Below are 13,360 nucleotides of genomic sequence, written 5' to 3' on the forward strand. Positions count from 1 at the left end.
TTAAAACCTAGTAGCAACTTAATCAATATGCAATAAGTTTAAATTATTGAAAATATTATTCATTTACCATTGAGATGGATAACCTAACACGGCACAATGCCCATCCAAAATAAGACAAAAAGTTGTCCAGTCAACGTCATACAACAAGGAGAAGTTCATGATTGTCGTAGCGAGGTTTTCTTTTCCCCATGAAGCACATATCGCCAAAGCAAACCTTGAAAGTGCTGGTATTCAGAGCTTTATCGCCGATGAGCATACCGTGAATACACAATGGCTCTACTCCAACGCTATTGGTGGTGTTCGCTTAATGGTTTCGGAAGAGGACTTTGAGGAAGCAACCGAGATCCTGAGTTGTGACTTTTCTGAAAGCCTTGAAACTCTCTCCGTAGTCGCTGGAGAGAAAAAAGACCTTTGCCCTCATTGTGGAAGTAGTGATCTATCCGCCCACACAAAAGGAAAGCGACCTGCATTTCTGGTGTTCATATTGTTAGGGTTTCCACTGTTTTTCTATAAACAAGGCTACAAATGCAATCAGTGTGGGGAGTTCAGCGAGCAACTTTGAGCCATGGTATGAATGCTACCTTCTCCCATCTTGAATTAGCATTCAAACATTCCCCCTCGGCGTATTATCAACGAAAAGAGCTGGATGCTTTACGGTCGCGCTACTCACTAGCCATAGAGAAATGAACTAAAAGATGCGGACCTTATCGTGCAAGGCTTTGGGCACCTAACGGTGATCAAAAACCACAATGGTTCTTATTGTCTAGCAGTTTCATAAAACGATTCCGATAACTGATACACAGACAGATTCAGCAGTTAATAACGCCACAAATCCCTTATTTACCAATTTATAAACTATGAAATATCAAGCTAGCACTCAATAAATTTTATAAAATTTAATCAAATTGAGATCTTGTGCTGCACACTGAAACAAAAAATCCAAGCGAAGTTTTTCACACATTCACGAAATTGATAGGTTGATCCTTGTAGGGTAAATACTCTATTAGTGATAAAAATTAAAATAAGGACTTTTTATGAGACCATCATTCTCGATCAGTATGGCGCTTGCTACCACGGTGGTTGGCTTCCATTCCTATGCAGACAGCATCAACACAACTACCTCATCATTAACCTCAACCAACGTCGCTGAGCAAAAACAATCGTTAGCATTGCAGATAAGTGCCAGCTACGCCGATCTTGAGTCTTCTTTGAAAGCTCAGATCACCGAAAAGAGTTTATCGATGCCGATAGACAAGCTAAATTCAGCTCAGCCCTACTCGACCTTCTCAAGCGAGATGCAAAAAGCCGATCTTAGCTATCGCAAGATGAAAGGTATCAATAACTTCAGTGATTCCGTTCTTGAAATCCGCATGGCTGATGAAACCATGATTGACGCTTGGAAGGATGGTAAGAGCCCGCTGTTCGCATTCGAACCATCCGGTGACGATGCCGATTGGCAATACATTGAAGCGTATGACGTGTACGGGCAAGTTCATGAGTTAGACGTCTACCAAATGCCGGACGTCCCTGTCTTCGTGATTGACAGTGATGGCGCCAAAGAGCTCAAAGCGGGCCTGATGGCGATGCAAGCTGAGCTGAACCAGCTAGGCATGACTACCCAAATTAATGCCGAAGGTAAAAACAGTGCCGACAACACTCAAAAACAACCTCTAATCGGCAAGGCTCGTCACTCTATATCCGAATCAGAACCGGAAGAACTCAACACGACTCAGCTTACGAAGATTCGTTTAGCGGTGGATAGAGAGCCTTGGATCTCAGGTAAAGCCGAAATCTACGCGATCGTAACGGGCGTTGATGCCAGCCGTTTAGAACCGCAGATTGACCTAGTTGAAATGCCTTATCTGGATTACGACAAGCAAACCTATTACCCAAATCAAACCATCATTTTTTGGCCTCGTTACCGCTGGGGCGCAGCAGACATTATTCTGATGGAGCACGATGACGGCACGAACTATAAAGAGCTTGCAAAACTGCTGGTCAAAGCCGCAGAAGAAGTACTGAAGATGATCCCTGATCCAGAGGTACAGGGTTATGTGATCATCCCGCAGATCACCAGCAAAATCATTGAGTTGATTCCAAACAATATCTTGGTTAACGATGATGACTTTGTAGACGTGTACTACACGCTACTACAGAAGACCCCTTATGTTGACCGCCCTGGCGCAGGTGGCAACGCGGTGGCATCTTTCACCCCAGTCACCATATTGCCTACTGAGTAACTTTAGGTTCATTACTTTGGCCAGTAGGACTCGCTATTCTGTATCGAATGGCGCCTAGCCAGATAGGTAGAATGAAAGAAAAAGCCCTTTCTAGAAGTAGGAAGGGCTTTTTATCATCGATTTCAGTGTTTGATGGGACACGTTTTTGGACAAATTTTACTTAGAGTAAAGCACCTATTCCCTGAAGTTTTTTACTCGAACCAATACAGAAGCCACTTATGAAGATGAATAGCTATTCACTCTGTAGGTTGCTTAATACTCAGAATAGTTAGTAGCGCACTTTTAATCATCCACAACTTCAATCGTTATATGTTGGGCACCAAGATATGTGCCTTCATCAACCTCGTAACGCAAAGTTTCATTACAGTGAGGACACTCAAATTCTTCATTGGGTTCAATACACTCATCTTCGAGCCAATCCCAGCCAATTTGTTTTTCACAAGTAGGACATCTCATTCAGTCATCCTTATTCATTCAAATACAACTCCGCCATCCCATCTAAACGGCTCTTCACTTCTTTCCAGCTCGGCATCACGCTGGTTAATAAGCGCCAGAAGCGTTCACTATGGTTGTATTCCGCGATGTGGCAAAGCTCATGTAGGATCACGTAATCAATGCACTCTTTGGGGGCTTTGATTAGGTGAGGGTTGAGCATCAAGGTTCCTTTGGCTGAGCAGCTTCCCCATTGTTTTTGCATCGGCATAATGCGAAATGAAGGGATGCCCTCTACCCACGTTGCTTGCGGTAGAAGTTCAGCCAAACGTTCGTGGAATACACGCTCGGCACGCACACCATACCAACCAGATACCAGTGCTTTAACGAGCTTGGGCTTATCTTCATTGAAGCGGTTGAGCGTGACTAACAGTTTGCCTCGTTCCATCTTCACGTTAGAAATGGCATCTTGGTCTTCAACCACCTTTAACACATAGCGACGCCCTAGATAGAATTGCATCTCACCACTCACGTAGTGCTTGGTTTGCACATATTCTAAATGAGTTCGAAACTCTACCAATGCATTCCAAATCCATTGAGCGCGTTGCATGACCGCCTCATGGATTGCGGATTTCTCCGCGTCTTGAGGCGCTGTGACAGCCACTCGACAATCTGGATGCACTCGGATGGTGATTTTCTTTTTCTTGCCTTCAGCAAATACCTTGCGGATCACTTCATAGGTAACCGCTTCATCACCGTAGATGAAGCTGTATTCCTCGATATTGCCTTCTTTATGGTTAACAGAAGTCATACTTAGTGACCTGACGTATTGTTACCAGACAGGCCAAGACGGGTGATTTGAATGACATCTGTAATAATAGTTTGCGCTTTGTCGATACCCACATCCGCGAACAGCAGTGGCAGCAGCCCTAAACGGATCTGGTTTTCAATCTCCGATGGGTTAATTGAAAACTCGGCAACCGCTTTACGCACAATGCCATCAATGTCTAACGCATACTGAAAGCACTGCTCTTCGGTTAGAGGTAACGGATCTCCCCCATTTTCTTTTAGCAACCCATGTTTTAAGAACAGACCATAGTAAGCTTGAACATGACGTTTGATTTTAGGATCAAGTTCTGCAAAGCGATCAGTCGGCATTCCAGCTACCTCTCGATCTTTAACCTGCTGCTCGAAGTCCGCAAACAGAAGGTACTGTTTTACAGGGCTGTCAAACATCTCCTTGGTTTTTTCGATGGCTTGCTTTAACAAGTTAGAGAAATACTCTTGCGCATACGGATCATCCGCCAAATCTTGCTCAATCATCTTGGTTACACGACCTGTGATGACATCCTTTTTGTTTTTGGCTTCATCATCGGTCATTTGCTCTGGTTTGGCATCTTTACCCATGTTACCAACCAGATAAGCGCCTTCTGGCTCTTCAATCGACACACCTGCAATGTGCTTGTCTAACATGGCGCGAATATTTTCTGAATACTCGTCGTAGTCCACGGTTTCCTCTGCATCAGCACGTACTTGTTGGCGCAGTTGGCTCATGGATTTCAACGTGTTTTTATAAAGCTGACGCTTATCATCAAAGCTCTTATCTTCAAAGTAAGTAGCTGATTGAAGCGCTACTTTTAGGCAGTTAGCAAACGCTGTCAGCGCATCATAAAAATCATTACGCAGCTTTAAGTTGGTATCAGTTAGCTGACCATCGCTGTCGTTAGTGTAAATGGTATCAATTTTAGGTGCCAAAGCCTGACGCAATGCTTGACCGTCTTGCTTGTTCTTCACTCCAGAAAAAATTGCCCAAAGGTCATCATACAAACCTGGTAACTTCTTGTATTCGGTATCCATGCGGTTATATAAACCTTTGAGATCATCGATATCAAAGCCACCTTGGGTACGCTCAGCTAAATCTTGGTATTTCTCAATAGTGGTATCCAATTCACGAAGGATGCCTCGATAATCAATCAAATAACCAAATTGCTTTTTCGCATGTAAGCGGTTAACTCGCGCAATGGCTTGAATAAGGTTGTGCTGCTTTAATGGCTTGTCGATATAGAGCACCGTGTTTTTAGGCTCATCAAAGCCCGTTAACAGCTTATCGACCACGATCATAATGTCGGGACCTTCGTCCTTTTCAAATTCTTGGATGATATGCTTGGTATAGGCTTTTTCATCTGACCAGCCTTGATCGATGACATTGGCTTTCCACCAATTTTGTACGAAATCGGTGCTTTCACTATCGACGCTATCGTGTCCCTCACGGGTATCAGGTGGCGACATCGCTACCACTGAAGTAACTTTACCGATTTGATCGAGCAGCTTCTTATAGCGGATCGCAGAGGCTTTAGAATCACACGCCAGTTGTCCCTTCAAACCTTGCTGCTTGAAGTTCTGGAAGTGATCAGAAATATCGTGCGCGATTAACTCTAATCGTCCTTCGGTTTGGTAGATCTGACCTTTTTGCGCGAACTTGCGTTTTAGATCGCTGCGTTGCTTTTCAGATAGCGAATCAGTAATGCGATCAAACCAGGCATCAATGGCTTTGTCGTTGGTGCTCAGATCGGGAATACGTTCTTCGTACAACAGCGGCGTAACGGTGCCATCTTCTACGGCTTGCTGCATAGTGTAAGAGTGAATGATCTTACCGAATTTGTTCTCGGTTTTATCGTCTTGCAGCAGAGGTGTACCTGTGAAACCGATATAAGCGGCTTTCGGCAAGGCTTGTTGCATACGGATGTTATTCTCACCGTTTTGGCTACGGTGTCCCTCATCCACCAATACGATAATGTCTGGGCTATCGTTGTAGCATTCAGGTAGGTTAATCGCCGTACCAAACTTGTTGATGATCGAGAAGATAATACGCTCATTGCCTTTACCGATTTGTTCTGCAAGGCGTTTGCCAGTGGTTGCCATTGCCTCTTTTTTGTCTTTATCTGACAGTGCGCCGCCAGAGGCAAAGGTACGAGCAAGCTGATCTTCTAAATCCACACGGTCGGTTACCACCACCACACGGCATTTCGCTAACTCTTTAAGCCAAATCAGAGCTTTTGACAAAAACACCATAGTGAAAGACTTACCCGAACCTGTGGTATGCCAAATCACACCGCCATTACGTGCGCCTTTGTCATCAAAAGAGATGATGCGTTCCACTAAGGCTTTGATGCCAAACACTTGCTGATAACGCGCAACAATCTTGCCCGCTTTTTTATCAAACAGGGTAAATAAACGGGTTAGCTCTAGTAGGCGGTCATGGCGCAGTAAGGTTACCAATAAGCGATCTTGGTCTGTCACCACCAAATCACCGCCAGCAATCAGTGATAGATATTCGTCTTTGATTGCAGCCGTGCGATGGCTGAAAATCGCATTCAGTTGCGCGTCATTCAGTGGCGTGTTCTTAAGGCGTTCAAAGGTGCTTTCGGTGATTTCTTCTTCTTTCCATTTCGCCCAGAACTTCTCAGGTGTGCCGCATGTACCGTATAAGCCATCATGACCATTGATGGACAACAACAGTTGGCTGTAAGCAAACAGGTGAGGAATTTCATCCACTTTTTGGTTACGGATGTTTTGTGAGATACCTTCGGTGATGGTGGGTTTGCCATTGATGCTGCTATCAGGGCGTTTGGCCTCTATCACGACCCACGGCAAGCCATTAACGAAACAGACCACATCAGGAATGCGTTTACCTGTCCCACGAGCATTCTCGACTTCCATCTCTTCGGTGAAATGAAATTGGTTGTTTTCAGGCGTGTCCCAATCGATGATTTGAATGGTTGGGTTAGCTTTTTTACCATCTACAAACTCAGTGACGCTAATACCATAAGTTAACGCGTTATAGAGTTTTTCATTGGCCGCTTTTAGCCCTTCATTCATCGCAGGGTTAGCCAGCTCTTGCACGATTTTATCAATCGCAGCCTGCGATAAATGGCGCTCTTTACCCATAAATGAATAGGTTTTGAAGCTTAGTACCTTGCGTAAGATTTTCGGCAAGATTACCGTAGTTTTGTTGCCTCGCATTGCCATGCATTCACTTGGCGGAATAAATTGGTAGCCAAGGTTAGTGAGCAAAGTTAACGCGGGGATTTTTGCGCTTTGTTCTTCTTTGAAATTCGGTGCGTGATGCTTAGGTACACTGGGAGATAATGGTTCCATACTCAGCCTATGACATTGTTCTTATTGTTTATCAGGGCTTGTTAAACAAGCCCTGTATCGGTAGTCAAAAGATGCGATCGTCAGGCGGCTTCGGTTTCAGCAACTTTCACACGACGCTTACCCGTCAACAACTGCTGCATCAATGCTTTTTTCTCTTGCTTAAAGTGCGAGAGCTTAGCTTCTAACAATTCGATATCTTTATCGGCAGCGGTGAGAACTGAGGCGATTTTTTCTATTTCATTTTTATCTTTTGGAAAATCAAACTTAAACTTGTGTAAATCGCTTGTGTTGATTGAGTTAATTGTTGCACCCAAGTTTTTATTCACTTGGCGATGGAACTGAACCGTTTGAAACAACTGAAAAACAAACTCAGCATATTTACCACGGAACACTGTCATGAACGCACCATGTGCTTGACCACTTGCTTTATCAGTAATATAAGCACTCTTACCTATAAGGTTACGGCTGCCATTTCGTACACAAATTAAGATGTCACCAACTCTAGTTTTAGACTCTTCTTTAATATGCGATGAAACATATACATTATCTAAAAATGATAATTTACCACCTTGAATGTTGGAAGAACGAAGAACTAGAGTACCTTCGTCAACTACATCATTCGGAGAGTATGTAAGACCAGTTATACATTTACCAATCTGCTTTAATTTAACCTCTTCCCACTCCCCCTCAAACGCTTTACCCGTTTCAGGATCAATCAAACGCTTTTTACCCGTCAACAACTGCTGCATTAAGGCTTTTTTCTGCTGCTTGCTGGCATCAATTAGTTTTTCAGTGCTTGCAATCGCCTTATCCCATGTCGAGAGGATTTGGGCGATTTTGCGTTGTTCTTTTACTGAACATAAAATTACAGGTAACTTTCGAACGTTCGTCATACTTAACGCTGGCTGTCCTGTAGAGCTTGCAAAAGCCCACAGTCGAGATTGAAAATATGGAGCCTGCATGTATTGCAATAAAAAGTCACTGTCAATATTACTATTCGGGCGTATCAAGGCCACGTTAGGAGCTAGATGAAATCGTTCATCTTCTTCAACTTTTGCTAAATTACCTAGCTTTGAGCCAACATACCCTAGAACAATATCTCCTTTTTTTAGCTTTGAACGAGGTAAGGCATCTGAAACCTCTCTCGGTATAGTGTGAATTTCAGATAAGTCGATTTGACCATTCCTAATGTTCATACTTCGCAATGCAATTATTTCTCCACCGACGGAGTAATCAAAGTGCTTTGTATATTCAAAACCTGCTAGTTTTGTTATATGGGTAATGTCACCTAATGGCTTTAGTTCAATATCAGGCACCATAACCCAACTCCTCTAGGTAGCCCGCCATTTCCGCTTCTAGATCGGCTAGTTCAGTTTGTAGCGCCAAACGCTCACTGCGCACAGCCATCAAATCGATTTCCGCTTCTTCTTCAAAGGTATCGACGTAACGAGGAATATTCAGGTTGTAGTCGTTCTCACGGATCTCATCGAGCGTTGCCACGTATGCGTATTTATCCACGTTGTCGCCGCTGCGGTAGGTTTTCACGATCTTGTCGATGTTTTCTGCCGTCAGAACGTTCTGGTTTTTGCCAGATTTAAACTCACGCGACGCATCAATGAACATTACATCGTTGGTGTCTTTCTTCTTCTTGAAGATCAAGATTGCCGCTGGAATGCCCGTACCAAAGAACAATTTTTCAGGTAAGCCAATCACCGCATCTAGCAGGTTTTCTTCGATCAACTGTTTACGGATTTTACCCTCAGAAGATGCACGGAATAGCACACCGTGAGGCACAACCACGCCCATACGACCTGTCTCTGGTTTCAGGGTTTCAATCATGTGTGAGATGAATGCGTAGTCGCCTTTGGTTTTTGGTGGCACGCCACGGCGGAAACGACCAAAGTGATCGCTTTCTGCATCTTCATGCCCCCATTTATCTAGCGAGAATGGCGGGTTTGCGGTTACTACGTCAAAGTGCAGTAAGCCACCATTAGCATCTTGCAACTTAGGGTTACGAATGGTGTCGCCCCATTCAATGCGGTGGTTGTCTTCGCCATGCAGGAACATGTTCATTTTTGCTAATGACCATGTTGAGCCAATCGCTTCTTGACCAAACAAGGCATACTGCTTAGAACCGCCAAAGTTCTTTTGAACTTGCTTACCACACTTCATCAACAATGAGCCTGAACCACACGCTGGGTCACAAATGTTGTCACCTTGTTGTGGCTCTAGGATGATAGAAAGCAGATCCGATACCTCTGGTGGGGTATAGAATTCACCTGCCGATTTACCGCTGCCAGCGGCAAAGTGTTTGATCAGGTATTCGTAGGCGTTACCAATTACATCCAACGAACCAACACGGCTTGGACGTAGGTTTAGCGTTGGCTTACCAAAGTCTTCCAATAGGTGGCGTAGGATGTCGTTCTTTTGCTTTTCATCACCCAGTTTATCGGTGTTAAAGCTGATGTCTTGGAACACGCCTTTTAGCTTGGTGCCATTTTCTTCTTCAATCGCATGCAATGCTTGGTCAATACGAGTACCGTTACCTGCGGTATTACGTGCATCATACAAATCCCAGAAGGTTGAACCTGCTGGAATTTTGAATGATTGGCTGGCAAGCATGGCTTCAACCATATCGGCGTTGCCACCGAACTGGGTGGTGAGTTCTTCCACTTTGTCTTGGCGTACATCTGAGATGTATTTTAAAAACAGCATGGTCAAGATGAAGTCTTTGTAGATAGATGGGTCTACGGTGCCACGGAAGGTATCGCACGCCGACCAGACGGCTTTGTTGATTTCATCTTGGTTGATAGTAGAGTTTGGCATTAAGTTATCTCGAATAGCGTTAAATTTTTTCAATTAGCGATGCTGCAATGCGTTTAAATGAGGCAAAGCAGGTATCAAAATCATGGGGTTCGGTGTTAAACACCATTGGCGTGACAAAGTCCTGAAAGCGTTGGCGGAATATTGCATTTTCCTCAAGCTCTTTAAGGCCAAGTTGTAGCTCTTGTTTGGGGTTGGCAACAAACTCGGCATGTTGATTGCCAAAGCGGGCAATATCTTCTGCCAATACCGCTTTGAATAGGCCGTCAATCGAGTCGAGTTCTGGCATTGAGAGCTTTGTTATGCAGTGAACATCGTAAATATGGCGAACTAAAGCAACATCATCGCTTCGCTCCGTATTGCGTTTTACCGACATGGTACGGCGCAGCATTGAAATAATTTTTTCAACCAATGTGGCATGGATAGAGACGCAATCAAATGCACTCACTTCTTGTGGTTGTTGGTACAACTCTGCTACCAGAGATTGAATGCTGCGCGACTCCACATCCAGTAATGGAATGGTTTCGATTAACTCTAACTTGATGATGGGGCGCAGGCAGGGCGCTTGACTAAACTGCTGCGGGTATTTAAGTTCAAACTCGACGTAGCGGTACTCATCTCGCACAGAACGCGTTTCAACGTTAAATCGCCCTGACTGGGTGAGCGCCTGTTCAATCTCGTTAACACATGCCTTTCTCGCGGCTTTCTTTTTCGCTCGACTCAGTTCATCAAATGCTGGGTTGGGGATGAGTTTTATATCCACATCTTCCGACATTCTTAGAATTTTAACGTTTGATTTCGCCAACGCAGTGCCGCCAGAAAACACCATTTGATGATGCTCAGGACAAACTTTCGCTAGCTCAGCCAGTAAAGTCACGACCCAGTAATCTTTTTCAATGATGGCTGGGTTTCCGAGCTCAAGCGCATCGGAAACCTCAAGGAATTGTTGTTTTAGTGTATTCATACTAACTTGGTAAGTTCAGCACACGGCTACCGACCACCAGTTTGCGATTAAACTGTTTTGGGTCCCATGAATACTGAATAGAAGATGGAATTTGGGTACTCGTGCCTGAAAGACTTTGCAGCGATAGACTATCCATCTCAAAATCAACGCCTTTCATTTTAAGAATTTCTCGCATAAGGGCATCGGTCCCTCCCGGATTAGTCGGCATGGGCTTGCCAGTGAGGCTATTGATTCTTGCTTTGGTATACAAGCCATAGCCAAGCTTCATTAACTCACCTTGCTGCACAAGCTGCCTCAGGGCCCGACCTATTTGGTCGTAACTTGCAAATCCATCAAAGTCTTTGCGTTCAAATACATAACGTCTTGAACGCTTTATCTTTTGATAAATGCGGTCTGCTGCTGTCATTTGAACCTCCTTACGTACAATAACAGCAGTATAACTGACCGTGTACATTCAAGGAATAGATACGGCATGACAGAATGAAGAAAAACGGCATCGCCATACACCTAAAATAAAGTAAGTCACTGTAAATAAATAACTTTAAGTAAAGCGCTTCTAATTCAGCCATTACCAATAGCAAATGCTGACCTAGTTCAAGAGTCGGTATTCTCAGAGATCTTTAATGCATCTTCTATTTCAACACCAAGATAGCGAATGGTATTGTCGAGTTTTACGTGTCCGAGCAATAATTGAACCGCACGGATGTTCTTTGTCCGTGCATAAATGAGTGTTGCTTTCGTTCGGCGCATTGAGTGAGTACCATACTGATATGAGTCGTAGCCAAGTTTTGTTGCCCAACGACGAATGATTTTTAGATAACGGCTATAGCTCATGGATTTACCCTGCTTTCTAGAACTAGGAAACACGTAATCTGACGCGGTAATTTGGCTTTTCATGATCCACTGTGCTAACGATTGTGCTGTACGGGAAGTGATCTCAAACTGCACCTCTCGCCCCGTTTTACTTTGACTGTAGAGCACACGGTCTTGAATAACACCACCAGAAGATATGTCTCTCACTTTCATTCTAAGTAAATCGCATGATCGTAACTTGCAATCTATGGCGAGATTCAGCAAGGCGAGTTCCATGATGTTTTCTTCGATTTCGAGCCGAGTACGAATTCGCCATATGTCTTCAAGCTTGAAAGGCTTTTTCTGCCCAGTTAGATGACCTTTCTTCGTCCACATAATTGACCTCCAGTCTAAGTTTAGAAGTGGCCTTAGTAAGGTTAGTGGATGGTATACAGAAGAAGTGGTGCTGGTAATTAAGAAGATGCTTGACGGTTGGTTGTGGCTACTCTAGTCTCGCTTTCCTTCTTGGTGCCTTTTTAAATCCGTCCAAGACTTTCGATGAGGCATCTTGAGGAAGAATAAAGGACGTTTTGTTCTCTTTGGCGGCTTTTGTACCATTCTAATGTAGCGATTGGCAGGTTTTGCAAAAGCCGCTTCTTGCTAATAGGTAGCATTCATCGTTTAAGGCTTTGTTTATATATCTTTCGCAATGTAGCACGATTCATTCCAAGCATTCGTGCGGCCTGTGCCTGATTGCCTCGGGTATGCAGCAAGAGCACTTCGACAATCGTGCACTTCACTTCTGGTAGTAATTGGCTGAGATCGGGCGCTGCATGCTTTTTATCTGCAATGCCTGTCAATTCAAGCTCTTGTTTCACACATTGAACTACCTCATCCCGCGTTATCAAAGTCGTCATACTTTTTTCCTCTTACTTTTTTCTTCTTTGAACGATGTATAGCAATGTGCGATTAAGCGCCCTTGTTGAGTTTTGTAGGGCAAACCAGAATTACCAATGTTGATCCTTTTTCGCCAGACTACCAGTGCCTCTAATGAGCTCGTAGCGTTCATTTTTCGCTGTATTTTTTCGAAGTATCCGTCAAAGCTCATGAATTAAGCGCAGCTGTATAGAAAATGAATAAGCTCGGAGTCCGAATTAACAAGAAAGTTCCCTAAATCTTTTGTTAATTGGGTTGAGAGTAAGATCACAGCCTTTGTAGACAGAGTGCTCATCCGTGCCATAGATTAAGATGATTTCTCTTACCGCGATAGCCAACACTCTAATTGTTACCTGAGTCACACTTTTACAAGGTCTGACGTGCAAGGTTAAAATCACAAAATAACGACCCCTTCCTTTGCTTTAAAAGCGCGAAAAGTGCTTTGAAAAGGAAATATCGTGCAATTCACTACCGCGAATCACTTTTTCCCCGCATAAAGAATAAGCGCCTTGATTCATTTCGATTGTTAGAATCCAAAGTTATTTGGTTTATGGAAACAGCAATGAAATCGTCGCAACCTGATGCTTCAAAAGAGGTCTACCCACGGATCGGTAAAGTCTATGAAGTTCACTCAGATAAATCTCGCGTTAAAGTCAATTTTCACGGGAATCCAATCGGTCAGCCTATATGGGCAGTCATAGGTCGAGCGTTTAAAGCTCCTGACATAGATCTCGCTATTGATAACCAATTGAACTGCCAAATCAACTTTATGGATGGCGATCTTAGCCTTCCTATCCTTGTTGACATCTTCACCTCTCTACTAGAGGAAGACCTATTGATACTCCGAGCCAAAAACATGGTTGTTCAAGGAGATGAAAGTGTCGTCCTACGCTCAGGGGAGACTCAAGTATCAATGACGGCGAAAAGTGGCACGGTTAAAACCACCGCCCAAAACATCAATACTTCGGCAGATAAATTACAAAAAATTCAAGCGACCAAAGTGCGTTTAAACTGA

At 43.8% G+C, this 13,360-nt stretch carries 12 protein-coding genes and 1 pseudogene; 4 read left to right on the forward strand and 9 right to left on the reverse strand.

Translation table 11 applies throughout. The features are described from left to right. Nucleotides 1-157 precede the first annotated feature (157 nt). The 3 genes and pseudogenes from KHO06_RS24185 to KHO06_RS24190 all read left to right on the forward strand — a co-directional run bounded on the left by KHO06_RS24185 (nt 158) and on the right by KHO06_RS24190 (nt 2,240). Nucleotides 158-562, forward strand: coding sequence for a DUF2007 domain-containing protein (locus tag KHO06_RS24185; RefSeq protein ID WP_212582722.1), 405 nt, complete (start codon nt 158-160; stop codon nt 560-562). A 58-nt stretch (nt 563-620) separates the two neighbouring features. Then, nucleotides 621-778, forward strand: a pseudogene (locus KHO06_RS26840) (haloacid dehalogenase); the annotation flags it as partial. 256 nt (nt 779-1,034) lie between these two features. Then, the gene (locus tag KHO06_RS24190) at nt 1,035-2,240 is read left to right on the forward strand and encodes a DUF3103 domain-containing protein (protein WP_047476302.1); all 1,206 of its coding nucleotides are present in this window, start codon (nt 1,035-1,037) and stop codon (nt 2,238-2,240) included. Between the two features lie 282 nt (nt 2,241-2,522). Here the strand turns inward: KHO06_RS24190 and KHO06_RS24195 are convergent, their stop codons facing one another. The 9 genes from KHO06_RS24195 to KHO06_RS24235 all read right to left on the reverse strand — a co-directional run bounded on the left by KHO06_RS24195 (nt 2,523) and on the right by KHO06_RS24235 (nt 12,326). Next, nucleotides 2,523-2,696 (reverse strand): hypothetical protein, encoded by a 174-nt coding sequence (locus KHO06_RS24195; RefSeq protein WP_212582723.1) that lies wholly within the window; start codon nt 2,694-2,696, stop codon nt 2,523-2,525. Between the two features lie 10 nt (nt 2,697-2,706). Beyond that, nucleotides 2,707-3,483, reverse strand: coding sequence for a SprT family zinc-dependent metalloprotease (locus KHO06_RS24200; protein ID WP_212582724.1), 777 nt, complete (start codon nt 3,481-3,483; stop codon nt 2,707-2,709). A 2-nt stretch (nt 3,484-3,485) separates the two neighbouring features. Continuing rightward, the gene (locus tag KHO06_RS24205) at nt 3,486-6,830 is read right to left on the reverse strand and encodes an HsdR family type I site-specific deoxyribonuclease (RefSeq protein WP_212582725.1); all 3,345 of its coding nucleotides are present in this window, start codon (nt 6,828-6,830) and stop codon (nt 3,486-3,488) included. A gap of 80 nt (nt 6,831-6,910) precedes the next feature. Beyond that, nucleotides 6,911-8,149 (reverse strand): restriction endonuclease subunit S, encoded by a 1,239-nt coding sequence (locus KHO06_RS24210; protein ID WP_212582726.1) that lies wholly within the window; start codon nt 8,147-8,149, stop codon nt 6,911-6,913. Beyond that, a complete protein-coding gene (locus KHO06_RS24215) occupies nt 8,139-9,656 on the reverse strand; it encodes a type I restriction-modification system subunit M (protein WP_212583431.1) in 1,518 nt (505 codons plus the stop codon). Before KHO06_RS24215 ends, KHO06_RS24210 begins: the two co-directional genes overlap by 11 nt. 19 nt (nt 9,657-9,675) lie before the next feature. Further along, nucleotides 9,676-10,617 (reverse strand): nucleotidyl transferase AbiEii/AbiGii toxin family protein, encoded by a 942-nt coding sequence (locus KHO06_RS24220; protein ID WP_212582727.1) that lies wholly within the window; start codon nt 10,615-10,617, stop codon nt 9,676-9,678. Between the two features lies 1 nt (nt 10,618). Then, the gene (locus KHO06_RS24225; RefSeq protein WP_021018080.1) at nt 10,619-11,023 is read right to left on the reverse strand and encodes a DUF6088 family protein; all 405 of its coding nucleotides are present in this window, start codon (nt 11,021-11,023) and stop codon (nt 10,619-10,621) included. 188 nt (nt 11,024-11,211) lie between these two features. Next, a complete protein-coding gene (locus tag KHO06_RS24230) occupies nt 11,212-11,805 on the reverse strand; it encodes a tyrosine-type recombinase/integrase (RefSeq protein WP_085343577.1) in 594 nt (197 codons plus the stop codon). A gap of 278 nt (nt 11,806-12,083) precedes the next feature. Then, on the reverse strand, nt 12,084-12,326 hold the full coding sequence (locus KHO06_RS24235; protein WP_012130179.1) for a helix-turn-helix domain-containing protein: 243 nt from the start codon (nt 12,324-12,326) through the stop codon (nt 12,084-12,086). 581 nt (nt 12,327-12,907) lie between these two features. Here KHO06_RS24235 and KHO06_RS24240 point away from each other — a divergent pair. Continuing rightward, nucleotides 12,908-13,360 carry a hypothetical protein gene (locus KHO06_RS24240; RefSeq protein WP_244858422.1) on the forward strand — a complete coding sequence of 151 codons (453 nt, stop codon included), beginning with the start codon at nt 12,908-12,910 and terminating at the stop codon, nt 13,358-13,360.

Origin of the sequence: Vibrio sp. B1FIG11, assembly GCF_905175335.1 — a bacterium.
Classification (GTDB): domain Bacteria; phylum Pseudomonadota; class Gammaproteobacteria; order Enterobacterales; family Vibrionaceae; genus Vibrio; species Vibrio campbellii.